24 protein-coding genes are annotated in these 23383 nt (G+C 64.6%); 4 read left to right on the top strand and 20 right to left on the bottom strand.

Annotated features, from left to right (window positions below):
* Positions 1 to 5: 5 nt before the first annotated feature.
* The 10 genes from icmH to tssA all read right to left on the bottom strand — a co-directional run bounded on the left by icmH (position 6) and on the right by tssA (position 11834).
* A complete protein-coding gene (gene icmH / locus ABLE91_RS14610; RefSeq protein ID WP_348931715.1) occupies positions 6 to 905 on the bottom strand; it encodes a type IVB secretion system protein IcmH/DotU in 900 nt (299 codons plus the stop codon).
* Complete coding sequence (gene tssK, locus ABLE91_RS14605; protein ID WP_348931712.1) at positions 902 to 2242, bottom strand: type VI secretion system baseplate subunit TssK; 1341 nt, start codon at positions 2240 to 2242, stop codon at positions 902 to 904. The genes icmH and tssK overlap by 4 nt, the downstream gene beginning before the upstream one ends.
* 45 nt (positions 2243 to 2287) lie before the next feature.
* Complete coding sequence (gene tssJ, locus ABLE91_RS14600) at positions 2288 to 2806, bottom strand: type VI secretion system lipoprotein TssJ (RefSeq protein ID WP_348931711.1); 519 nt, start codon at positions 2804 to 2806, stop codon at positions 2288 to 2290.
* Positions 2806 to 4644, bottom strand: coding sequence for a type VI secretion system-associated FHA domain protein TagH (gene tagH / locus ABLE91_RS14595; protein WP_348931710.1), 1839 nt, complete (start codon positions 4642 to 4644; stop codon positions 2806 to 2808). Before tagH ends, tssJ begins: the two co-directional genes overlap by 1 nt.
* Before the next feature lie 190 nt (positions 4645 to 4834).
* Positions 4835 to 5776 (bottom strand): type VI secretion system baseplate subunit TssG, encoded by a 942-nt coding sequence (gene tssG / locus ABLE91_RS14590; protein ID WP_348931709.1) that lies wholly within the window; start codon positions 5774 to 5776, stop codon positions 4835 to 4837.
* A 101-nt stretch (positions 5777 to 5877) separates the two neighbouring features.
* Entirely contained in the window at positions 5878 to 7626 is a 1749-nt protein-coding gene (tssF, locus tag ABLE91_RS14585; RefSeq protein ID WP_348931708.1) for a type VI secretion system baseplate subunit TssF, read from the bottom strand.
* 4 nt (positions 7627 to 7630) lie between these two features.
* Positions 7631 to 8065 (bottom strand): type VI secretion system baseplate subunit TssE, encoded by a 435-nt coding sequence (gene tssE / locus ABLE91_RS14580; protein ID WP_348931706.1) that lies wholly within the window; start codon positions 8063 to 8065, stop codon positions 7631 to 7633.
* 71 nt (positions 8066 to 8136) lie between these two features.
* On the bottom strand, positions 8137 to 9624 hold the full coding sequence (gene tssC, locus ABLE91_RS14575; protein ID WP_348931704.1) for a type VI secretion system contractile sheath large subunit: 1488 nt from the start codon (positions 9622 to 9624) through the stop codon (positions 8137 to 8139).
* 45 nt (positions 9625 to 9669) lie between these two features.
* Positions 9670 to 10164: a type VI secretion system contractile sheath small subunit gene (gene tssB, locus ABLE91_RS14570; RefSeq protein ID WP_348931702.1), complete on the bottom strand. Its 495-nt coding sequence runs from the start codon at positions 10162 to 10164 to the stop codon at positions 9670 to 9672.
* 23 nt (positions 10165 to 10187) lie between these two features.
* On the bottom strand, positions 10188 to 11834 hold the full coding sequence (gene tssA / locus ABLE91_RS14565) for a type VI secretion system protein TssA (RefSeq protein WP_348931701.1): 1647 nt from the start codon (positions 11832 to 11834) through the stop codon (positions 10188 to 10190).
* A gap of 370 nt (positions 11835 to 12204) precedes the next feature.
* Between tssA and ABLE91_RS14560 the strand changes: the two genes are divergently transcribed.
* Positions 12205 to 13107: a thymidylate synthase gene (locus ABLE91_RS14560; RefSeq protein ID WP_348931698.1), complete on the top strand. Its 903-nt coding sequence runs from the start codon at positions 12205 to 12207 to the stop codon at positions 13105 to 13107.
* 115 nt (positions 13108 to 13222) lie between these two features.
* Here ABLE91_RS14560 and ABLE91_RS14555 read toward each other — a convergent pair whose 3' ends face one another.
* From ABLE91_RS14555 to ABLE91_RS14545, 3 genes are all read right to left on the bottom strand, one after another.
* Positions 13223 to 13828: a hypothetical protein gene (locus ABLE91_RS14555; RefSeq protein WP_348931695.1), complete on the bottom strand. Its 606-nt coding sequence runs from the start codon at positions 13826 to 13828 to the stop codon at positions 13223 to 13225.
* A 23-nt stretch (positions 13829 to 13851) separates the two neighbouring features.
* On the bottom strand, positions 13852 to 14145 hold the full coding sequence (locus ABLE91_RS14550) for a PepSY domain-containing protein (protein ID WP_348931693.1): 294 nt from the start codon (positions 14143 to 14145) through the stop codon (positions 13852 to 13854).
* Between the two features lie 94 nt (positions 14146 to 14239).
* Positions 14240 to 14755: a YciE/YciF ferroxidase family protein gene (locus tag ABLE91_RS14545; protein WP_348931691.1), complete on the bottom strand. Its 516-nt coding sequence runs from the start codon at positions 14753 to 14755 to the stop codon at positions 14240 to 14242.
* Positions 14756 to 15017: 262 nt separating this feature from the next.
* Between ABLE91_RS14545 and ABLE91_RS14540 the strand changes: the two genes are divergently transcribed.
* Both ABLE91_RS14540 and ABLE91_RS14535 read left to right on the top strand, forming a co-directional pair.
* The gene (locus ABLE91_RS14540; RefSeq protein ID WP_348931688.1) at positions 15018 to 15440 is read left to right on the top strand and encodes a ribbon-helix-helix domain-containing protein; all 423 of its coding nucleotides are present in this window, start codon (positions 15018 to 15020) and stop codon (positions 15438 to 15440) included.
* Between the two features lie 43 nt (positions 15441 to 15483).
* Entirely contained in the window at positions 15484 to 16686 is a 1203-nt protein-coding gene (locus ABLE91_RS14535) for an extracellular catalytic domain type 1 short-chain-length polyhydroxyalkanoate depolymerase (RefSeq protein WP_348931686.1), read from the top strand.
* 36 nt (positions 16687 to 16722) lie between these two features.
* On the opposite strand, the gene ABLE91_RS14530 is transcribed toward ABLE91_RS14535, so the two are convergent.
* The 7 genes from ABLE91_RS14530 to ABLE91_RS14500 all read right to left on the bottom strand — a co-directional run bounded on the left by ABLE91_RS14530 (position 16723) and on the right by ABLE91_RS14500 (position 23256).
* Positions 16723 to 17550 (bottom strand): GntR family transcriptional regulator, encoded by an 828-nt coding sequence (locus tag ABLE91_RS14530; RefSeq protein WP_348931685.1) that lies wholly within the window; start codon positions 17548 to 17550, stop codon positions 16723 to 16725.
* A 31-nt stretch (positions 17551 to 17581) separates the two neighbouring features.
* Positions 17582 to 18643, bottom strand: a complete 1062-nt coding sequence (locus ABLE91_RS14525; RefSeq protein ID WP_348931684.1) for an ABC transporter ATP-binding protein — start codon at positions 18641 to 18643, stop codon at positions 17582 to 17584.
* Positions 18644 to 18692: 49 nt separating this feature from the next.
* A complete protein-coding gene (locus ABLE91_RS14520; protein ID WP_348931682.1) occupies positions 18693 to 19499 on the bottom strand; it encodes an alpha/beta fold hydrolase in 807 nt (268 codons plus the stop codon).
* Positions 19492 to 19878 (bottom strand): SCP2 sterol-binding domain-containing protein, encoded by a 387-nt coding sequence (locus ABLE91_RS14515; RefSeq protein WP_348931680.1) that lies wholly within the window; start codon positions 19876 to 19878, stop codon positions 19492 to 19494. Before ABLE91_RS14515 ends, ABLE91_RS14520 begins: the two co-directional genes overlap by 8 nt.
* Before the next feature lie 58 nt (positions 19879 to 19936).
* Positions 19937 to 21025, bottom strand: coding sequence for a mandelate racemase/muconate lactonizing enzyme family protein (locus ABLE91_RS14510; RefSeq protein ID WP_348931679.1), 1089 nt, complete (start codon positions 21023 to 21025; stop codon positions 19937 to 19939).
* Between the two features lie 33 nt (positions 21026 to 21058).
* The gene (locus tag ABLE91_RS14505; RefSeq protein ID WP_348931676.1) at positions 21059 to 21895 is read right to left on the bottom strand and encodes an amidohydrolase family protein; all 837 of its coding nucleotides are present in this window, start codon (positions 21893 to 21895) and stop codon (positions 21059 to 21061) included.
* Positions 21896 to 22053: 158 nt separating this feature from the next.
* Positions 22054 to 23256: an ABC transporter substrate-binding protein gene (locus ABLE91_RS14500; protein ID WP_348931675.1), complete on the bottom strand. Its 1203-nt coding sequence runs from the start codon at positions 23254 to 23256 to the stop codon at positions 22054 to 22056.
* On the opposite strand from ABLE91_RS14500, the gene ABLE91_RS14495 reads away from it, so the two are divergent.
* Positions 23255 to 23380, top strand: a complete 126-nt coding sequence (locus ABLE91_RS14495; RefSeq protein WP_348931674.1) for a hypothetical protein — start codon at positions 23255 to 23257, stop codon at positions 23378 to 23380. The two genes, ABLE91_RS14500 and ABLE91_RS14495, sit on opposite strands and share 2 nt — an antisense overlap.
* The last annotated feature ends 3 nt before the right edge of the window (positions 23381 to 23383 follow it).

The following is a 23383-nucleotide window of genomic DNA, read 5'->3' as shown; positions in this document are numbered from 1 at the left end:
GGCCCTCAGGATTGCGTGACGCCGAGGCGGTTGAGGCGTTCCTCCACCGGCGCGACGCCCTGTTCCAGGCGAAATGCGAACATGGTGTAGATGGAAAGCAGCAGCACACCGGCCACCGCGAACACCACCCAGAGCGGCAGCACGTTCGTAAGCTTGCGGCGGACCGAGACGCCTTCCCACCGCGGGGAGAGTTCGTCCGGCATCGCCTTCACGTGGGTACGCCAGAGCCGGCCGAGCTCGTCCCTGAGCTCCTCAAGCTGATACTGCCCGCCTTCCATGACCCGGTACTTGCCCTCGAAGCCGAAGGCGAGACAGAGGTCGATCACCTTCAGAAGGGCGAGATGCTGCGCGGGGTTGGCGCGCACGCGATCGAGGATGGCGAACACCTTCTCGCCGCCCCAGGTCTCGCCGTGGAACTGGTTGAGCAGGCTGTGGCCGGACCAGTTGCTGGCCGCGCCCCAGGTCGTGGTCATCACCGTCTCGTCGATCACCGAGCACAGCACGTAGCGGGCGGCGCTGACATCCACCACACGGGCGCCGAGCTTGATGGCGCGCTCATCGAACCTCTTGATCTGCGTCACCGTCTCGGCCCGGAGCGCGGTGACGTCCGCATGCTCCACCGCCTGGCGCAACTGCGCCACAAGGGCGAGGAGCGGGGTCGCCGCGGCGGCGATCACCTCCTCCGGACGGCCGGGATCGGGCGCGATCGCCAGATCGGGCAACGTGGTCGCCGACGGCTCCGCACCGGTTTCAGAGGAGGGCGCGGGCTGGAGCGGGGAGGGGCCGTCGATGCGGGGCTGGCGTGCCGCCGAACTATCCCTGTTGGCCGGCTGCCGGGGGACGGAGACTGGCCGGTGGCCGATCACCGTCGGCTCGTCATCCCCCATATTCGGTTCGTAGCTCACGACTGCCCCACCCGGATGGCCCAGAATTCCAGATGCAGGTCTGGGTATTCGCCGCTGACATGGAAGGCAAAGGCGGCGGAACGGGCCAGACTGCGCCAGAGATCATGGCTCTGATCCAGCTCGAAATAGACCGCGCCCTGGAGGTAGGGCAGTTCCCGCGGCGCCACCGGCAGGGAGCGCAGGGGGATGCCCGGCAGCTGCAGGTTCACGAGGTCGCGGATCTGCTCCACCGAGCCGATCTTCGTCGTAGCCGGGAACTGGGTGCGCAGGATCTCGTGGGGAATGCCTGCGCTCACCACCAGCACGAAGCGGCTGCCGGCGAACAGGGTGCGGTCGTTGATGGTGGCGGTGCGGATGCCGTAGCCGCGTTCCTGAAGCGGCAGGGATACCACATTGCGCTCGATGACGAGGTTGAGCGCCTGACGCAACATAGCGAGCACCGGCTCCAGGCTCGATTCCAGATCGTCATGGACATAAGGCGGCAGGGTCGCCGGCCGGCGGCGATGGTTGTCGAACGTGGCGAGGTCGCCGGCGAGGCGGACGAACTCCCGGAACAGCACTTCCGGATGCGTGCCCGGCAGGCGGGCGAGATGGTGCAGCAGTGCCTCCGAGGAATTCATCACCCGGAGCAGCAGGATGTCTATGAGGCCCGCGCTGTCCGCCGACATGCGGCTGGGGTCGGCCCGTTCCGCCAGCGCTTCGCCGCGGGCATGGACCAAGCCGTGCACCTCGCCAAGCACTTCGAGAAGGCGCTCGGACGCCTGAAAGTCGAGACAAGGCGGGATATAGGTGTCCGACAGCTCCACAGCACCGGAAGCCTTCACCTCCTCGATGCGTGCGAGGGGCAGCAGGACGAGCCCGTCGGTCGGCTCGCCTTCGAATACGAGGGTCGCATTGAGCTGGCCGAGGCGGACTTCCACCGGCTCGCGCTCCGGCGCGCTGGTGTCGCGCACCCCTTGCGGCATGGACCTGAAGCGGCGCTGGTTGGCGCCGGGCTCGGCGATCTCCGCCGAATCCCGCGCACGGGCGGGAACGGCAAGGAACACGCGGGCCTTCTGCAAGGTGGGCGGGGGGCGGCGTGGTGCCGGCGCCGGCATCTGGCCGGGAATCTCGATCACGCCGCCGTCCGGCATAATGGCATCGCAGCGGGCAAGCCCGATCTGGCCGAGCCTCAGCAACTGCTCGTCGAGTGAAAGCGCCCGCAAGCCCCAAGCATAGGGGCGCACCCCAGCCACGCGCGCTTCCACCAGATGCTCTATCCAGCGGTCATGCTGCTGGAAGTGCTGCGGCTTGACGAACATGCCTTCGGTCCAAAGGGGTTTGCTCGTCAATGACATGCGTTCATGTGCTCCGGTGCTTATTGACGGGCGGGACCGGGCGGCTCACAGGCCGAACCAGCCACCGCCCCGCGTTGCGTTGAGTGAGACGGTCACCGCGAGGCTCGTCACCGTGACCAGCAGGTAATTGGTCTTGCCGGGTGTCAGCTCGACAATGGACCTCCACTGGGCGGCGGAGATGTCGCGGAAGCCGGCAATGACCCCGAGATACTTCACGTCGCCGGTGATCTCGTGATCCACCTCCTTGGTCGTCCCCGGCAGGATCTCGATCTCCTGCTTGGACAGCATTTCCGGGCCGAGCCGCGCAATATCGTTGTCCAGCAGCTCGAAGAAGCTGGCGGCCATGAAATTTGTTTGCGCCTTCAAGTCGTACAGCTTGATGACGGTGGGCGATGGAACGCCGGACTGGTTGGGATTGATGTTCTCGTCCGCCCGGATGGTGAGCTTGGCCGGCGTCACCACCGGCGGCGGCGGCCCGGGCGACGCGCATGCGCCGGCGGACAGCACAAAGCCACCCGCAAAAAGTCCCTTTACGGCGCCGCGGCGCGTTAGAAGCGTCGCCATCAAACGTCCCCCCGACGTAGGTTCTGCGCATGCTGGGCGTAGGCGCGCGCAAATTCCTGACCTACCAGCTCAGGGCTAATTACATCGAGAGCATCAACAAGCCGTTCATGCATCACGAGATACCGGTCCCATAACTTCATTTTGTCGGCCTTGCGGGCGAACACCCCGCCGCTGGATCCCTCACCTTCCACTTCGAAGGCGATGGCTGCCGGGCTGATGCGCTGCATCAGGCGGGCAATGGTTGCCTGCATGGCCTCCATGGCAGCCATTTCATGAACGCGCATGTCTTCAAACACCGCGCGTGCCGCCGCGCTGGCGTCCATGCGCCCGAAACTGCCGCCGCCGACGGCGTGGGCAAGCGCCTCCTCCGCGGTTCGGGCGGTCTTGAACGGGTTGGCTTCCCCGACGAGCTGAGTCGCTTCCAGATGGAGCTCGCCTTTCAGGCTGCGCCGCGTCGCCTGGAGCGCGATCATTCCATCCACGAGCGAGCGGATCAGGCCGGCGGCGTCGCCCAGAAGCCGGGCGCGTTCCGCCGGTGCGATCTGGGCGCCGTCGACTCCGAACAGTTTCCAGAACTCCGCTTCCGGATTCTGGCTGGGCGGCGGTGCAGCCGGGGCGGGAATGACCGCGACCGGAGGCATGAGCTGCGAGGGCGGCAGAAAAGGCGCGCTCTCGGGAATCGCGGCCCGCACCGGCGGCGGGACTTGTGGCGCGAGGGCTTGCGGCGCGAAGGCTTGCGGCGGCAGCGCCTGTGGGGGCGGGGCTAGTGGGGGCGCGGGCTGTGGCGGCGCGGCCTCCGGTGCTGGGGCCTTCGCCTTGCCGCGCATGCGCAGCAGCGTCACCATCTGCTCCGGATCATCCAGGGCTGCTGCCGGCACGGCGGACTGCGCCGGCGTGGGCGGGATGGGGGCGGGCGTGGTCCCCTCTGCCAGCTTCGGAATGAGCAGGGACAATTCGTCAAGGAAGTTCGGCGGAATGGCCGAAGGCGCCGGCTCCGCCTCCATGCGCGGCGGGGGCGGCGGCGCGAAGTCCGCGCGAACCACCGGAGCGGGGGCAGGGGGAGGAGGGGGCGTCGTGAGCCCGAAATCGGCGGGGATCACGGGGATGGGCGTGCTGCTGGCCGCCGGCTGCCTTGGCGGCATTTCGGGAGGAGGAGGCGGCGGCACAGGACGCGAGGGCGGGGCAAGGGGGGCCGGATCGAAGGCCGGTATGCCACCCGAGGACGTGCGCGACGAGCCCTGGCGTCCCGAAAGGGACCGCAGGCCGGAATCGGTCGTCTCCCGATCCCGGTGTCCGATGCCGAGGTCGCCGAAGGGGTTGTTGGTTTCCTGCAGCATGTCCGCCCCGTCGAGCGCGGCCAGGGGGTCGAGGGTTCCCTGGAAGGCGCCGGGCGATGGGGCCGGCGGCGGGCTGCGAAGCACCGGCCGTGCCGTGAAGGCCGAAGGCGCCCCGAGCGGCGCCTGTGGCAACGGATTGACGATGGGCTGGGCCGGTGCGGCATCTTGAGCCGCCCGCACGATCTCCACCGTGATGATGTAGTTGCCGATATAAATCTGGTCGCCGCTCACCAGGACGGCCGTGTTGCCCCGGCCGATGGGTGCGTCGATGGAATTCACATAGACGCCGTTGGTCGACAGATCGACCACCAGGAATCCCTGGCCGTTGAAGCGGATCTCGGCGTGGCGGGCGGACAGGGTGTGGGTCGGATCTGGCAGGCGCCAGTCGCAGGTTCCCGACCGCCCGATGATTCCGCCCGACGGGCCGAATTCGTGGAAGCCACTAGGGCCAAGGCTCTGCCCCTGCTCGCTGGTGACAGTCAGCCTCGCATGCAACGCCACTTTCCCCGCCCCCTTCCGGCCGCTTTGGTCCGGACCGTCCCCGCCAGTGGATGTCCGCCGCAAGGCAGGTGCGCCATTCCGGAAAATGGGCGCGCCTCATCACCCCTCTGCGGCGGGGCTCCGGCTGTTACCTTCAATGCGAACAATGACAGATGGATAACGGCCCCGACCGACACATGAGGTCATCACGTCACATGGCCTCTGCAAAACGGTCGCCGGCGAAGTCGGCGTGGCCCGAGGCGTCGTCCGGCGGGGCGAGCCACATGTTCCAGCCGAGCCGGCCCTCGCCCATGACGAAGGCGAACGGGGCGCCTTTTTCCAGCTCCAGACGGATATCGAAGGCGAGCGGATCCCGCAGGGCCAGCTCCACCAGCCGGATCACGTCCGCGAACAGGGGCTGGTCGGGCAGCACGCGGGCGAAGGTCGCCCGGTCGAGCGGGCCGATCACCACCCGGAACTTGCCCACATGATCCTGCACGTCCGATCCGACGATGAAATCCAAGCCGAGCTGAGGCGGCGCGTCTCCGAGGTTCGAACGGCTGTGCGCCGGGATGGTGACGGTGCGCTCGACAAACTCATCGATGCGCACCGGCAGGTTGGTGCAGTGGCCGATGATGGTGGCGATGATGGAGGCGGAGAGGCTGTAGCAGCTCAGAAGCCCCACATAGGGCATGAGCGCGACGCGCTGGCCTTCCGCCGCCGCCGGGAGCAGGCCCATAAGCGAGGCGACCGCCAGGGAGATGGGATCGCCCGCGCCGCCATCATAACGAAGATAGTGCCTCTGGTGCTTCTGGATCCGGACCAGCAGCGAGACGAGCCGGTGGTTGAACAGATCGAAGAAGGTGCCGAGTACCCCACCATCGCCGGCATCATCGATCACCTCTTCCGTGAAGAAGGGCGGAAGCGGGGAGGACGGACCCTGGAGGCCGAGGAAATTGACGATCACATCCAGGCGCTGATCGTCTTCGTTCCAGACGAAGCGATCCACTTCGCGCGCCGGGTATCCGAGGCTGGGATTGGCGCGGAACCGAACCCGCTCGCGGCTCGGGTCCTGGGTGCCGCCAAAGGGCGGCATATCCGGAAACAACTGCTCCAGCCGCTGGATGATCGCGAAGAAAGCCCCGTTCTCCAATCCCTTCGCAGGACCCGCATTCTCGCGGACATACGGAAACGACGCCCGCGACGATTGCGCGGGCGGCTGTGGCTGCGAGGGATCAGGCAAGGCCTGCTCCGTCACAGGAGCTGGTTGATGCCGCGCCTCGGTTCCCATTCGTATTTCACGTTGTTTTCGCTGCCATGGATGGCGAACTGGTGCATGCTGTTCACGGTGGCGAACGCGCTCAGCATCTTGTCGAGCACGCTCCCGAAAAGGAACATCTCGGGATCGCCGCCGAGCTTGCTCTCCTGGCACACCAGGGTGAAATGCCGGATGCGCACCGGCATGCCGCGCAGCACGATGTCTCCGACCGTGTTGTCGAACCGCTCCAGCCCCGAAAGCAGGAGATCGAGCCGCCGGCGCATCTGATCGTCCTGCACGGCCCGGAAATCGAAGGTCGACAGGAGCTGGCGCAGCGCGACCACGTCGGCGATGGAACTGAAGCTGCAGGCAAGCGCCGCCACGAGCCGCCACAAGAGGCCATCCTGAAGCGGCGGCGGCACCTCCGAGGTGACGCGCGCCACATTCTCGAACAGAACCCCGTTGGGCGTGTTGTTGCCGAGCTGGTTGATCGCCCCCACTGCGAGGCGGTCCGCAATCCGCCCGTTGGAACAGGTCAGGCCGATGGAGATGGTCTCCGCCTGCGGCACCGTGCGGGAATCCAGCCCGTCCACGAAGGACACGTAATGGTCGATGCGGCGGCCGGCGACAGAAGGCCTGGCGCGCATGCGATAATAGGAGGCCGCCGCGCGCTCGCCGGGCAGATCGTGCCGGAAGGATTCGAACGGCGCATAGGTGATGCGCTCGGAGGAGCCCTGGATATAGCCCGTCACGCTCTCCACCGTGTAGAGCGAGAACCCGTCATTCTGGATGGGCGTGACGCGATATTCCGTCTTGCCGCCGTCCACGCGCAGAGGGCGCGCATCGGCGGCGAAGAGGTTGACGGCGGGCGTGCAGTTGAGCCGGATCGCGTTGGGGGGCACCCGGACCTGCTGGGGGAAGGGCCGCTCGAACTGGAACACCAGCTTGAGGCTGCGAACCGTCGCCTCGGCCACGGGAGCAAGGCCCGTGAGGTCCACATAAAGGAACTTCTCCGGCACCAGCAGATATTCCTGGAGCAGGCGGAAACCCTCGACCGCATTCTGCGGCTGCGCCAGCACCGCTTCCTCGCGGGCAAAGCCGGCGGGCTTGATCGCGGAGGCCGGCAGGGTCAGCAGCGTCCGGTCACCGCTGCGCACCTGGATGCGCCTGAGGTGCTTCAGCATCCAGAGATAGAGGCTGCGCGCCTGGGCCGGATCGCCCTGGCCGGCGAAATGGAAGCGCAGAGGATAGGTGGCCAGCGTCGCGAAGGAGGTCTGGGGGAGGCAATCGAGATCGAGGGCGACCTCGGCGGAGGTGGTGGTGTTCTCCAGCGCGATGTTCCGCACCTCGAACGGAAGGACGGCAAGTTCGAAGGAGGTGGTGAAGGGGCAGCTGGTGCCGTCGACGGGAAGGGAGCGCACCTGCGTCCCCCGCGGCACATTGAGCGCACTGCCGTCGCCCCCCGGCGCCTGGCGGAAGCAGAGGGTGGTGGTCGGCGGGATCGGCTGGAGATAGGCCGGCCAGATGAGCCGGAGAAGATCGTGGACCAGCTCGGGCAGGTCGTCGTCGAGCCGCTGGCGCAGGGTCGCGGTGAGGAAGGCGAAGCCTTCCAGCAGCCGTTCCACGTCGGGGTCGGCGGCCTTGCGGGAGAGGAAGCCGGCGAGCTTCGGGTTCTCGCGGGCGAAAATGTCACCGAGGTCGCGGAGATAAGCCAGTTCGTCCTGGTAATAGCGGTTGAGTGCCATGGGCTTAGTCGCTCACGTTCACGTAGCCGTTATTGTTGAGGACCGTGTCGAACGACAGGCGCTGCGTTCCGTGATCCAGCATCAAGGTCGCATGGATGCGGAAGGCGAGGCGCAACGGATTGCTGCGGTCCGGCACGTGGCTGACGGTGACCTGGGTGAGGCGGGGCTCGAACATCTCGATCTGCGTGCGCACCGACGAGGCGATGATGCCAAGTGCATCGGGAAATTTTCCGGCAAGGTCGTTGAAGTCCGGCATGCCGAAGTCCGGGCGGGACTGGCAGCAGTTCGCGCGCGAATTGAGCACGTTGCGAAGATTCTTCAGGATGCTGGTCATCAGCTCATTCATTTCCGACGTGCCGCTGGAAGGCGCGTCGGACGAAGCGATGGGCGGCGTATCATCGGCTTCGATGAGACGTTCCATGAGTGTGCGATGGGTCATGGCGGTGCCGTCCCCGGGAAACCGGAAAAGGCGGGCCGAAGCCCGCCTTCCAGAAAGTCACTCTTAAAGGATCAAGACTTGTCGAGCTTGCCCTTGAGGGTGAGGGTGAAGTCAGCGCCCATATATTTGAAGTGGGGCTGAACCGCCATCGAAACGCGATACCAGCCGGGCTCGCCCTCGACGTCTTCCACGTTGATCTGCGCCGCGCGCAGAGGCCGGCGGGAGCGCACGTCGGCGGAGGGGTTCTCCTGGTCCGCCACGTACTGCCGGATCCACTTGTTGAGCTCGGTCTCGAGCTCCACGCGGGTCTTCCAGCTGCCGATGTTCTCGCGCTGGAGCACTTTGATGTAGTGCGCCAGGCGGTTGATGATGAACATGTAAGGCAGCTGCGTGCCGAGCTTGTAGTTGAGCTCGGCCGCCTTGCCTTCCTCGCTGTTGCCGAAGAATTTCGGCTTCTGCACCGAGTTGGCGGAGAAGAAGGACGCGTTGTCCGTGCCCTTGCGCATGGTCAGGGCGATGAAGCCCTGCTCGGCCAGCTCGTATTCGCGCCGGTCGGAGATGAGGGTTTCCGTGGGGATCTTGCTCTGCAGCTGACCCATGGATTCGTACGTGTGCAGGGGCAGGTTTTCCACCGCGCCACCCGACTGGGGACCGATGATGTTCGGGCACCAGCGGAAATTGGCGAAGCTCTCGGTGAGGCGGGTGGCGAAGGCGAACGCTGCATTGCCCCACAGATAGTTCTGGGTGCTGCCGGCGGACGCTTCCGAATAGTTGAACGACTTCACCGGGTTGCTGTCCTGGCCATAGGGCAGGCGCAGGAGGAAGCGGGGAGCGGTGAGGCCCACATAGCGGGCGTCTTCGCTCTGCCGGAAGCTGTTCCACTTGGCGTATTTCGGGCCTTCGAAGATGGACTGAAGGTCCTTGAGGTTCGGCATTTCCTCAAAAGAATCGACGCCGAACATTTCGGTCGAGGCAGCGCCGATGACCGGAGCGTGCGACATGGCGCCGACGCTGGCCATGTAGTTCAGCAGCTTCATGTCCTGGGCGCCCGGGCCGTAATCATAATTGGTGATCACTGCGCCGAGGGGCTGGCCGCCGAACTGGCCATATTCCGCCGTGTAGACATGCTTGTAGAGACCGGAACGGACGATTTCCGGCGCGTCATCGAAGTCGGCCAGCAGGTCGTCCTTCGCAACCGAAAGCATTTCCACCTTGATGTTCTGGCGGAAATCCGTGCGGTCGACCAGGAACTTCAATCCACGCCAGGAGGATTCCATCTGCTGGAACGCCTCGGTGTGGAAGATGGCATCGAGCTGGGAGGACAGCTTCTGGTCGATGGTGGCGATCATCTGGTCGACGATCGCGCTGTTGACCTTCTCGTCGCCGCGGGTGGGCTTCAGCAATTCCGAAACGAAGGCTGCGACGCCGCGGCGGGCGACGTCATAGCCTTCATCGGTTGGGCGCAGCTTGGTCTCCAGCAGGATCTGATCCAGCATGGAGGATTCCGCGAGGGTCGCCGACCCGGCCGAGGCTTCGGCTGCGGTTTCAGGTGTGCTCATTGATCGTATCTCCGAACGTCTCGACCGCGGGGTTCGCCCGATCGATCAGCCCTTGTTTTCGGTGGTGTCGGTGACTTCGGACAGGAAGCGCTGACGCGCGGCATCGTCCTCGATCACGCTCTGGATCATCTTGCGGAAGGCGGGGATGTTGCCGAGGGGGCCCTTCAGAGCCACCAGCGCCTCGCGCAGTTCCAGGAGCTTCTGCAGCTCGGGGACCTGCTTGACCACCGCCTCGGGCTCGAAATCCTTCAGCCGGTCGAACTTCAGGCTCACGGACATCTTCTCGTCCTGGCCCTCGTCGCTCAGCTTGTTGTCGACCGAGAGGTCCATGTTGAGTTTCTGGCCCTTCAGGACCTCGTCAAAATTGTCCTTGTTGATGTTGACGAGGTCACGCTCCTCAACGGGGCGTTCATCGGGCTTCTGCGTGAAGTCGCCGACCACGAGGAGCTTGAGGGGAAGCTCCACTTCCTCCTTCGCATTGCCCGTGGCGGGGCGGTAACGGATGTTGACGCGTTCCTTCGGTGCTACGGAATCAGCCATGTCCTTCTCCCCCTTGAATGCCGTCAGGCATGAATCAGCCGGACGGCGGTGCGAAGATCGAGCCGGGTGAGGCGCTGCTGCGTCGCTGCCATGGCAGTGCGCAACGTCGTATCTCCCAGCAGTTTTTCAGCCGCCGGATGGCGGTAGGCCCGCAGCGCCAGCCCGGCAGTGCGCACGGCGAGCGCCGGCTCCCAGGTATCGAGCGCGCGGCGTTCCACTTCCGCTTCCAGATGCTGAAGCAACGGCAGCGCCACCGAGGGAAGGTCGAGATCGAGGCAGATCTGAACTTGAAGCACCTGCAGGTCGAACAGGGCCCGCTCGCCCTGCGCGGCGCTCCGCGCCGCCGCGAGCTTATCGAGCGCCTCCGCCTTCTTTCCCGCGCCGATCAGGTCCCGAACCTCCGCGGCGAGATCGCCGAGGCCGTCCGCCACGGCGCTCGTCTGCGCATTGCCGGGCTGGCTCGTGTGCTGTTCAAGCCAGACGCGCGTGGCCGGATCGGCAAAGGGTGTTCCGTCGGCAAACGTCAGCTCCACAATCGTGGGCAGCCGTTGCACGAAAGCCCCGGTCATCTCGATCACCGCTTCCATCGCCAGGACGTAGCGCGAGCCAAGCGCAAGCAGGGATTCGGCGACGATGCGATGCGCATCCAGCCAGAAGGGGGCGGAACTCACCGCGCCTTCGAGGTCGCGCACCAGGGCTTCGTGCTCGCCGAGGCGGCGCATGGTCTCGATGCCCTGGAGCTGATTGCCCTGCGGGGGGAACAGCTGGGTGGCTTTGTCCTTGGCTTCCGGAAGGGCGTTGATTTCAAGCCAGGTGGCCGCGCGCGTCAGGCGGTAGCTGCGCGGGTCCGCAAGATTGGCATCGCGCAGCCGCTGCGCATGCTGGCGCATGCTCAATGAGAGCGCGCCGATGGCGCGGTCAAGTTCGGGACCGCTGATGCCTTCCGCAATCTGCGGCGGCGGCGCTGTCGGGGCGCTGGCGGCAGAGGAGGGGGGAGCTGAAGGCGCAGCAGGTGCGGGCTCGGGCCTGCTCTCTGCCGGGCTCGCGGCAGCGGCGGCTGCCTTTGCGGCTTCCTCGGCCTCGGCCTTCTCGGCACGGGCCAGGATGTCCTTGCCTTCCTGCGCCTTCACCCGCACCGCGCGGACCAGATCGCCAAAGGCGATGCGTTCCTTGGTGAGCTTCTCCGGGAGCAGGAGGTTCAGTTCTTCGAGAAGCGCCGATGCGTGGCTGAGAGCGGGAACGTCATCGTTCTCCACCGGCATCTCTGCGATGATCGGCGTGAGCCGCACCACCAGCCATTCGAGCGCGCCCACGCGAGCCCGCTCGCGCTTTGGCAGGAAATCATCCCACCACTGCTTCACCATTGCGGAGATGCAGTCCACCCCCACTGCAAGGCCGCGCCATCCTTCGGTCCGGCAGAGGGCATAGGTGGTCCAGCAGGCCACAAGCAGATCGCGCCCCTGGCTGGACAAAATCTCCAGGCCGGTCTGGCCGACCCGATCCCAGCGAACGGCCGCGGGGCCCTCGGTGTCGATACGGCGGACCTCGGTTTCCAACTCTTCAAAGGTGGGCGTGCTGCGGACATCCGCGCCCACGGGATCGGGGGACAGAGGCGCAACGAGCGCGGCACTTCGCGCATCCTCGAAAACCGGGATGGTATTTTCGCTCATGTCCCCTCAAACCCGCCCGGCGCACCCCGTCGGGCAGGACGGAGCGTTCCCTGGTTTTCCCCGCCTTTTTTGACGGTGTCATGAAACCTGAGTTGCTTTCTTGCGACGGCGCCCCTGAAACGACCGAAAAATATCAATTAAATGGTCCGAACGTGGGCTGCGCCGCGGCGTGGCTTTGTACGCTCGGAGCAGGTGCGGCGTGGCGCTATGATTGATCGCCGGTGCCGGAAATTCCTGTGCGTGACCTCGACAAGCGCGCGGTTATCGGCTGTGCATGAAGTCCGCAGGCGGCTTGCCACGCCAAGGCGATCTGTCGCACAGCAGTGGGCGACACAAAGATCGGACCGGAGCCCCGGGTATGGAGGGTGGCGTGGGACGTAGGCATCCGGAGCACCAGTATCTCGATCTGCTCAACGAGATTCTGGAACACGGCGACGAGCGGGTTGACCGGACCGGCGTCGGCACGCGTTCGATTTTTGGCGCGCTTATTCGCTTCGATCTCTCCGATGGTACGGTCCCGATCCTCACGACCAAGCGCGTTTACTGGAAGACTGCCGTTAAGGAGATGCTGTGGTTCCTGACCGGGAACACCAATATCCGATCGCTCCTGCAGGAGAACGTGCGCATCTGGACGGATTGGCCTCTCGCGCATTTCCGCCGTGAAACGGGAGAGCAGATCTCACAGGACGACTTCGAGGCCCGCATTCTCCAGGACGAGGGCTTTGCGGCTCGATGGGGTGAGCTTGGGCCCGTATACGGGAGACAATGGCGCCGGTGGCTCGGAGCCGATGGGAGGGAGTACGACCAGATCGCCGGGCTGGTGTCGATGCTCCGGACAAATCCGGCAAGCCGTCGAATGCTGTTCCATGGCTGGAACGTGGCGGAACTGGGCGACATGGCTCTTCCGCCTTGTCACATGGTCTATCAATATCACGTCACTTCGGATGGCAGGCTTAATGGCCTGTTGTTCCAAAGATCCGCGGACATGCTATTAGGGGCGCCGTTCAATTATGCGGGCGCGGCGGCGCTACAGCTTATGCTGGCACAGCAGGCAGGCCTGCGTCCCGGCGAATTTGTATGGGTCGGGGGTGACGTTCATCTCTACCTGAATCACTTCGAGCAGGCGCGTATACAGGCTTCGCGCGACCCGCGTCCGTTCCCGACGATGAGGCTGATCCGGCATCCGGAAAGTATCGACGGCTATCGTATCGATGATTTTGAGGTGCAGGACTATTCCCCGCACCCGCCCATACAGGCAGATGTCGCCGTTTAGGGGCGCCATGGGGCCTCACCACGGGAGAGCGCCTTCGAGGTTCCTCCCGTTAGGGAACCGTTACTGAGGACATCGACGGGGCCGGAGGCCCGCCAAGGGGCGGGCCTCCGGGTCATCACATCGTGCGATTGCGCGCATCCTGGATGCGCTCACGCGGCGGCACGGGTACGCTCTCATCGAAAGCGGTCCAGCCTTCGCCTTCATACTCACCGCGCCGGCCGGCAAGATCGACGGACTTATGCTGTTCCAGGATGGCCTGGAGGCGAGCCGCGTCAGCATCATCGACGCGCGCTGTCACGAGCGTGCCGCCGCGGCGGACGCCTTCGGCATAAACATTCGCATCGTCTTCAGGGACACCCGCCTCCGTCAGCGCACCGACGATGCCGCCCGCGGCTCCGCCCGCCACGGCGCCCGCAACGGCCCCGGCCGCGGTGGCCACAAGCCAGCCGGCAGCGACCACAGGCCCGACGCCGGGAATGGCCATGATGCCAAGGCCCGTGAGAAGGCCGCCGGCGCCTCCGAGCGCGGCGCCGATGCCCGCGCCGATGCCCGCATCGGCGGCGACATCCTTCTTGTCCACGTGCTCGTCGCGATGAAAGTCATCGGCATTGTTGGCCACCATACTGATCTCGGAGTTCGGCACCCGCGCCGCCTCCAGCGCGCGAACGGCGGCCGTGGCGTCTTCATAACGGTCGAATAGAGCTGATACTGTTGTGGTCATGGTGTCCTCCTCGAAGGATGGGGTCACTTGCTGACGACGTTGCCTTGGAAATCGAGCATGACGTTCGTCGGCGCCCCGCTCTTGGTGGCCGTGCCCTGCCAGACGCCGTTGGCATCCTTCTTGAGGCCCGACACGGAGCTGAAGCCCGCTTTTTCGATGCGCTCCTTGGCCTGAGCCTCGGTGAAACTGTTGGCCCCCTGGACCGGAGCTGCGGGATTGGTTTCCTTCGGCGCTATGGCGGGCGTCGTCCCTGTCTGGGCGAATGCGCCCGTGCCTGTTGCGACAAGAAGGAGAGCGGGGAGCGTGAGATATTTCATTGGATGCTTCCTTGTTCCGGGAGAGTGAGGTTGGCCGTCGCGCGGGCAGGGCATCGTTGCCCCGGCTCGTGGCCTTCCGCTTGCGATTGAGTGTCTAGGAGGCCTTCGCCTTGCCGGTCTGGGCGTTGCTGTTCACACTCGCCTCAGCGATCCGGGTCAGCAGGGCGTCCGCCTTCTTCTCTTCCTGGAGGGTCAGGTCGAGCAGCTTCGCCGCATCCGTCAAACCGAGCTGCATCGCCCAGGTCTTGAGCATGCCGTAGCGCGCGATCTCATAATGCTCGATGGCTTGCGCACACCCGATCAGGACCGCATCTCCGGCCGGCGTATCGCCGAAATCCTCGAGGTCCTCTTCCATCTCTGCGGTGATGCCCTGCATAGCCTCGCAGGTCTTCGCGCGGGCCGGCTTGCCGAACAGTTCGAACACTTGCGCAAGGCGCTCGACCTGCGCGGCGCTCTCTTCACCATGGGTCTCGAAGGCTGCTTTCAGCTCCGGCGACTTGGCCGCCTTCGCGGATTTCTTGCATGCCTTCACCGACTGCTTTTCGGCGTAGTACACATCCTTCAACGTCTCATGGAAGGCGTCGGACAAATTCTTTTCGGCAGTGGCCATCGCCGGTCTCCATTATTCTGGTTCTTCTCGTTCATCACGACGATCAACGCGATGTTGAGACAACCGAATTTTCTGGAATCTGGTTCCGGGTAAAAAGTATTTAATTATAATTATTTACGCTTAAGCTTGTTCTATATTTATCTCTAAGCTGAGCAGTCATTCAAAGTGGAAAAGGCCTTCTCGATGCCCCTTGCAAAAGGCATTCTCCAACCCATTTACCATCCATGTGGATGGCATATGGATGGTATGCGGAGTGAAGCCGATGGTGCAGGTCAAGCCGTCACCCAGCCGTGCAAAGGCGGTCGAAAGTGAGAAGATCACCATCAATCTGGGTCATGTGGACCTGGGGCAGATCGACCTTCTGGTGGACGAACGCTTTTATTCCAACCGGACGGACTTCATCCGAACAGCCATCCGCAACCAGATCGAACGCCACAACGATGTGGTAAGGAGAGCGGTGGAAGTCCGCCATCTCGAGCTCGGGCTGCGCCACTACGCCCGGGACGATCTCGAAGCGGCAAAAGCAGCGGGGCAGCAACTGCACATCCAGGTGCTCGGCCTCGCCGTGATCGACCCCGACGTGCCGCCGGATCTCGCCCGGGACACCATCGCATCCATTCGCGTCCTCGGCGCCCTCCAGGCCAGCTCGGCCGTGAAGGCCGCACTGGCTGGGCGCATCCTTTGACTCTCCCCGACGCCCTTCCTCGCGTCCAGATCGGACTCAGTTCATGAAGCCCTTGCCCACCATCGACATGTTCGAAGTCACCCGCCTCACACGCGAGGGGCGGCTTCATGAAGCCATGGCCATGCTGCGTGGGGAGGCGCAGCCCTCTGCCTCTTCAGGGGCGGAAACTGTGAAGACCACGCCCGAAGATACATACCAGGCCATCGATCTCATGCCGCCGGGCATGAGCGAGGCGTCATGGACACTCGCGCAACCCGCAGCTTCGCCTCCTCGATCGGTCGGGACAGGGGACGTCAGTCTTCCGGAGGGCGTGCGGAAATTGATGGGCCGGTTTTCGCACCCCGATTTCGTCTCTTCGGATCATGGCGGGACGGGGATCGCGGTCCCGGGCGGGGCGAGGTTCGAGGATCGAACCTTCGCCAACGCTGCAGGAAGCCGCGCGTACAAGCTGTACGTTCCGGGCATCTTCCGCGGCGAGGCCTTGCCGCTGATCGTGATGCTGCATGGATGCACCCAGTCGCCCGACGACTTTGCGGCCGGCACGCGCATGAACGAGGTGGCCGAGGAGCTGGGCTTCTTCGTTGCCTATCCGGGTCAGTCCAAATCCGCGAATGCCTCGAAGTGCTGGAACTGGTTCAATGGCGGTGATCAGAAGCGGGGGCAGGGAGAGCCCTCGCTGATCGCCGGCATCACCCATGAAATCATGCGTGATTTTCCCGTACCGGAAGGGCAGGTCTACGTGGCTGGGCTTTCGGCGGGCGGAGCTGCCGCGGCCGTCATGGGGGAGACCTACCCGGACCTTTTCGCTGCAGTCGGCGTGCATTCCGGGCTGGCCTGCGGCGTGGCCAGCGACATGGCCTCGGCATTCGGGGCAATGCGCGATGGTGGCTCCAGGGCGGGATCATCGCGCCGTGGCGCGGGCACTATCCTGCCGACCATCGTCTTTCACGGAGACCGGGATGCGACGGTGAATCCCTTAAATGCCGATCAGGTCATCGCCCAGGCGAAGGCGGATGCGACGCTCCGCAGCACGATCAGCCACGGCACGACGCCGGGTGGGATGCGCTTTACGAAAACGGTCGCCATGGATGAGGCGGGCCACCCGGTGCTGGAGCAGTGGACCCTTCATGGTGCGGGCCATGCTTGGTCGGGCGGAAGCTCTGCGGGCTCCTACACCGATCCGAATGGGCCCGACGCCAGCCACGAGATGGCAAGGTTCTTCCTGCAGAACGCGCGAAGGACGTGAGAGGACGGCTCCCACGCATGGTCCTAAGACAGGATGTCAGGAGAGGACGTCAGTCCGTGTGGACCTTCCACTCACCCGCCGGTTTAATTTGGATCTCTGTTCTTTTGGGTCTTGGGCTTTGGAGGGAAGAGGAAACCAGGCGTCTTCGGCCTTTCCCGCGGCGCGCACCAATTCCATGGTCTTCGTGAAGTGGTCTTTCAGCAGCCGTGCCGCCTCATCGGCGTCGCCGGAGAAGGCCGCATTGGCGATCAGTTCGTGCTCGTGATAGGGGTCGCGCGTGAACAGTCCTGCAGGCCGCGCCAAGCGGCGATAACGCTCGCTCTGTTCATGAAGCGCATCACGAAAACGAAGCAGCCAGACCATATCGCACGCCTGGGTCAAGCTGCGGTGGAACCTGTCGTGCAGGGCATTCCACCCTTCATTGTGCTGCGTCGGGTCCGTGGGGCTCATATACGGGGCGTTGCTGAGATCTTCCCAGGCTTTGCGGACATCGGCGATCCAGGCCTTGCCACCCAGCTCCATGGATTTGCGCATGGCGAGGCTTTCGATCTCGATGCGGGTCCGCGTCAGATCCTCAAGGTCGAATTCGGAGATCGGGCTGACGCGAAATCCGCGCTGATCCTCCGCCACCACGAGGCCATCCGCCACAAGTCTCGAAAGCGCCTCGCGAACCGCGGCAAGGCTGACGTCAAAGGCCTGCGCCAGGGCGACGACCGGCAATTTCTCGTCCGGCTTGAGGGTGCAGTTGAGAATGTCCGCCCTCAGCCGGTCGAAGATCGCAGACGTCAGCGAGCGCGGCCGCCGTCCTTCGAAGGGATCGTGCGCCACGTAGGAAGGCGAGTCGGTGGGAGCATTGGACGTCATGCCGGACCCTACCGTGTGCTTGAGTTGTCAGTCATGAATAGTGCAGCCGCTGTCCGGTCACATCGTCGAAGAGATGTACAAGTTCGGTGGTAGGTTGCACGTAAATGGTCTGGCCCGGCTTGGGAAGGACCCGCTCGCGAAACACGCAGGTCATTTCTTCACCGGCGGATCGCACGATGATCAGGGTCTCTGATCCCGTGGGCTCGACGACTGCCACTTCCATAGGCAGTCCGCCCTCGCGGACGTGGAAATGCTCGGGACGAACGCCATAGACAGCAGAGCGCCCGATCTCCTGATCCGGGACACCGTTGAGGGGGAGCACCATGCCGCCGGCGGTGACAAAGCCGTTCTTTTCAATCCGGCCCTTCACGAAGTTCATGGCCGGCGAGCCGATGAAGCCCGCCACGAACTGGTTGGCAGGCTCGTCATAAAGCTCCAGGGGCGCGCCGATCTGCTCCACCACGCCGTCATGCATCACGACGATCTTGTCGGCCATGGTCATGGCCTCGATCTGGTCGTGGGTGACGTAGACGGTGGTGGTCTTCAGGCGCTGGTGCAGCTCCTTGATCTCGGTGCGCATCTGCACGCGCAGCTTGGCGTCGAGGTTGGAGAGCGGCTCGTCGAACAGGAACACCTGCGGATCGCGCACGATGGCGCGGCCCATGGCGACGCGCTGGCGCTGGCCGCCGGAAAGCTGGCGCGGATAGCGCTCCAGCAGATGGGAGAGGCCGAGAATCTCCGCCGCCCGCTGCACCCGGCCGTCGATCTCGCTTTTCTGCGTACCGCGCAGCTTCAGGGAGAAGCCCATGTTCGCGCCCACCGTCATGTGCGGGTAGAGGGCATAGTTCTGGAACACCATGGCGATGTCCCGCTCCTTGGGCGGGACATCGTTGATCACGCGGTTGCCGATCATCATCCGGCCGCCGCTGATATTCTCCAGCCCGGCGATCATGCGCAGCAAAGTGGACTTGCCGCAGCCCGAGGGGCCCACGAGGACCACGAACTCGCCGTCCTCAATGTCGACCGAAACCCCATGGAGCACGGCCGTGGCGCCATAGGACTTCTTCACCTGATCAATGAGCACGGATGCCATGGAGCGACCTATCGATTAGGGGTTTGAATGCTTGTGAGGCGTCCCGGGCTCACAGCCCCGCCTCGTCGAAGAAAGTGAGCATCATCTCGCTCACGCGCGCCGGGTCTTCGAGGTGCGGGAAATGCCCGAGCCCCGGCAGCGGCACCATCCGGACGAGGGATGCGTTGACGAGGCGCTCCTTGGTGGCTTCCACCATTTCCCGGGATGCCAGCCAGTCTTCCGACCCGTGGGCCAGGAGCACAGGCACGGTCACCTTCTCCATGAGGCTCCGGATATCGCACCGCCCATAGGCGCGCAGGTCGCCCTGCTGGGCCACAGGAATGATGGACAGGACACCCCACTCGGAGAATGCCCGTCCTTCCGGCGTGGACTTGGAGCCCACCAGGCTCATGGAGAAATCCATGTTCGCGTGCATCAGGCTCACCTGAGGGTGGGTCATCAGGTCCAGGGCCGTGTCCGTGAAGGTCGGCGTGAAATCGCACCCTTGGAGCGACACGACCCCACGCACCTCGCCGAACGTGGCCCCCATGAGCAGGGACAGGTTCCCACCCAGCGAGCAGCCCGTGACGATGAAACTGTCGCCAATGACGCTGGCCGCGAAATCCCGCAGCCACTGCGCGATGTCGTGGGCATCCTGAAGGCATTCGTTGCCCGCCAGCGGCCAGCTTTTGCCGTGGCCGGGAAGGTCCGGGACGACCACGCGATAGCGGCTCGCCAGGAGCTCCATGACGCCTTGCCACTGGCGCCCCTCACGGCCGGCGGTGTGGATGGCGAGGATGGCGGGGCCATCGCCGCAAGTTTCAAAATAGGTCCGGCGGCCTCGGATGTTCACATAGCGCCCTAAGATCTCAGGCATGGGTCATGCTCCCCGAGAGACTCGCGGACACCCTCCAGAGCTGCCAGAGCGCGGGGGTCGTCCACATGGCGGCGAGCGCATCGCCCTCGACCTTCAGCCGGCCGTGGAAAACATTGATCGCTCTGGCATAAGGCACGGCCCCGGTGATCACCTTCTGCCACTCGGCCTTGGGCCCGCTGATGGAGAAACGCGCACCCGTCAGATCCCTGGTCTCAAGGCGCCTCAGGGTGCCGCGGTGGAATTCGAGCATGTGCTGCACGTCATCGATCTTCACGGCGAAGGTGCAGGCGCGCGCATGGGCGCATTTGCGGCGCAGGTCCGGATCACCGTTCGCGGCCTCAACGAGTTCATCCCAGAACGTGCCATCCGAGATATCCATGCTGCGTCCTTGATTTCGAAATCAGTTGGAATGGCGGAGCCCGATCGCGAAGCTGGCCTCACGCATCGCGCCCGTATTTTCCGATGATGTCGCGGGAGAAGGTGAGGCCCAGCCCGGGCCGGTCGGGGAGGTGGAACATCCCGCGTTCGATCTTCTGCTCTTCATTGAAGAGCTTCTCCCACCATCCGGGCAGATACTCGCAGAAGGTGGCGTTCGGCATCGCCGCGACGAGATGCGCAGAGATCTCGGTGAAGGTGTGGGACGACACCGGAATGTGCCGGCCGGCCGCGAGAGCTCCGATCTGCATGAACTCGGTCGGGCCGCCGCATCGCATGAGGTTCGGCATGAGCACGTCGCACGCCCCGGCGTCGAGAAGCTCCAGGTGCCCCCATCGGGTGAACACCGACTCCCCGGCTGCAACCGGCATATCCAGCGCATCGGCCACCCGCGCGGTGCCCGGCACGTCGTACACCGAGACCGGCTCCTCGAACCAGCACACGCCCAGGTCCTGGAAGCGGCGGCCGGCGCTGATCGCGTCGACGACGCTCCAGGCCTGGTTGGCATCGATCATGATGCCGAAATCATCGCCCACGGCGGCGCGCAACTGCTCCACTCGCTTGACGTCGCTCTGCCAGTCGGGGCGGCCGACCTTGATCTTGCAGCGCCGGAATCCTGCCGCGCGGTGCCGCAGGACTTCCTCGATCACGGCCTCGATGGGATCGGCGAGAAAGCCGCCCGTCGGATAGAGCTCGATCTCGGACCGCACTGCGCCCAGAAGGCGGTAGAGCGGCATGTTCTGCTCGCGGGCGAAGAGGTCCCACAGCGCGGTGTCGACCACGCTCAACGCCATGGCGGACGGTCCCGTCTGGCCGATGAAGTTGAGCTGCCGCCACATGGCGCCCCAATGGCCGCGCACATCCTCGACCTTCTTGCCGATCAGGGACTGTGCGAGATCCTCCACGAGAAGCCGGATGGCCGCCGCTTGCCGGAAGGCGAAATTGAATGCGTAGCCGATGCCGACGAGCCCATCGGCGTGGATTTCGATCAGCACGTTCTCAAGGTCGCGATAGACGTGATTGCCCGTCTGCAAAGGGCGCTCAAAGGGGATGGAGACGTGGTGGGTGTGAACCTGATCGATCGTGGCCATCTTGGGGTCCTACCTGCTTGAGCTTCGTCTGCGTCAGATGCAGCCACACCTGCGGAGCAGGGCGTCGGCGTTTGTGTGCAGCACCCGCTCCAGGGCTTCGGGCGTGAACGGCAAGGATGAAACGCGCTCGATCGCGGTGCGGACCGGCACGATGGGGAAGCAGCTGGCGAACAGGATGCGGTCGGGGATGATCGTGTTCGCGGCCTCCGCAAACAGCGCCGAGCCCGGCAGGTGCGAGTAGAGCGACGTGTCGATGAAGACGTTCTCGTGTCGGAACGCGATGGCGATGGTTTCCGCCACCCACGGCCAGCCCGAATGGTCGATCACGATGGTCAGCTCGGGGAAGTCGCACGCGACATCGTCGATGCAGCGAACATCGCCATGGGCGAGGCGCGGGCCCGGGAAGGGCAGGGGGCCGCAGGTGATCACCACCGGAACATTCAATTCCGCGCATTTGGTGTAGACGGGATAGAGCCTGCGATCATTGGGCTGGACCGGCCCGCCATAGGGGTCGATGGAAATGCCCTTCAGGCCCAGGTCCTTGATGGCATGCTCGACGGCGCGGACCGAGCGCATCCCCTGGAGCGGATTGATGCCGGCAAAGCCGACCACCTTGTCGGGAAAGCGCCGCGCGACCTGCGCCACATACTCGTTCGTCACGTCGTGCCCGGTCGTTCCCTCGGACTGGCGGCCGGTGAACACCACGCGCTCGACATTGTCCTTCTCGAAATTCTCCACCCACTGCTCCAGCGTCACCGGCTGGGGCTGGGGCGAGCCGAGCTTTCGTATGACGTCCTGCGCCACCGGCGAGCCAAGCGCGACCAGGTATTCCTTGGTATTCGGCCGCGAGCGGAAATCGATCACACGCATCTCAGGTCCTCTTTGCCGCGCATCACCGGTCCCCCCGCGAGCGTGGTCGCGGATCCGGTTCGTCGGTGCCGAAACATCGGGATAGAGCTCCGGCGCCGCCCATTATTTTGAGGGGGCGGCGCCGGATCATTGGAGCGGAGACGCCAGGGGGCGCCGCTTCACTTCAGGGTCGGCAAAGCGGCGCTCACCGCCTTTTCAGGCGCCACCTTGCGGACGATGATCTGCTCCAGCGTCTTCGCGAGCGTGTGGCGCTGGAGGACGGGTCCCAGTTGGAGCAGGGGCACGCCGGACTCGCTGAGCGGGAACTGGCCGATTTCGATCGCCTGCTTGAGCACGGCGAGCGACCTCTCTCCCGCCGGCGTCTTGAACAAAGGCTGATCCAGGAACGCCGGGCTCTCGGAGACGCTCTTCAGCGGGGGCCAGTAGTGGACCGGCACCGTCTTCATCATCCTGACCTTGCGATCGCCGGTCTCGAGATACGCGATGAAGTCGTCGGCCTGCTTCTGGTTCTTCGCACCCTTGGAGAAGGCCCAGCTCTTCACGTACAGCAAGGCGGACGGGTGAGCGCCCGGCCCATTGCCGGCGGGATGGAGCATGGGCACCGCGACGTCCAGCAGCTTGGGATTGAACTGCTCGAGATAGCTGAGCAGGCGGAACGGATAGTCCGTGTGCCCGACCGCGCCGGTCGCGAACGAATTCATCATCTCATTGTTGGAGTAGTTGTTGATGCCGGGAGGGGCGAACGCCGCCTGCTTTGCAAGGAAGGCGAAGGTGTCCACCGCGTTGGGCTTGTTCAGCGTCACGGCGCCGTCCTTGTCGAAGACGGTGGCGCCGTTCGACCACATCCAGTTCTGGACGATGTCATTTGTCAGCCAGGTGTCCCCCACCGACATGGCCGTTCCGTAGAGCTTGCCGCCGGGCCCTTCGGTCTTGCTCAGGACCTCCAGGTTGCGGAGATATTCGTCCCACGTCTTGGCTTCCGTCAGGCCGTTCTTTTCATAGAGGTCCTTGCGGTACCAAAGGACGTTCACGCCGATGCTGAAGGGCACGGCCCAGACCTTGCCATCGAGGGTGATGGCGTTCAGGACCCGCTCGAAATAATCCCCGCGGCCCACGCGGTCGATGATGGAATCCACGGGCCGCACGATCCCCTTCCGCGCCAGTTCGAAGATCTCGTACTGGTTCTGGACATTGAACACTTCCGGCGGATCGCCGGCGGCGACGGCCGCCATGAGCTTCTGCGTCAGATCCTGGAAGCCGACATACTGGACCTCGATCTTGACGTTGGCATTTGCCTTCTCGTAGTCGGCGACGATCGACTCGAGCACCTGCTTGGTGTTCGGGTTGGTCTCCGTGGTCATGATCCTGACCGTTGCGGTCTGCGCCCATGCAGACGGCGCCATGGAGAGGGCCGACAGCGATATGGCGGCTGCGCTCAGGATTTTTGATAGCGGTTTCATTCTTCTTTCCTCCCTCTGCTTTTGACGT

This window comes from Aquabacter albus (assembly GCF_040049275.1).
GTDB lineage: Bacteria > Pseudomonadota > Alphaproteobacteria > Rhizobiales > Xanthobacteraceae > Aquabacter.
This window is presented reverse-complemented; position numbering and strand designations above follow the sequence as displayed.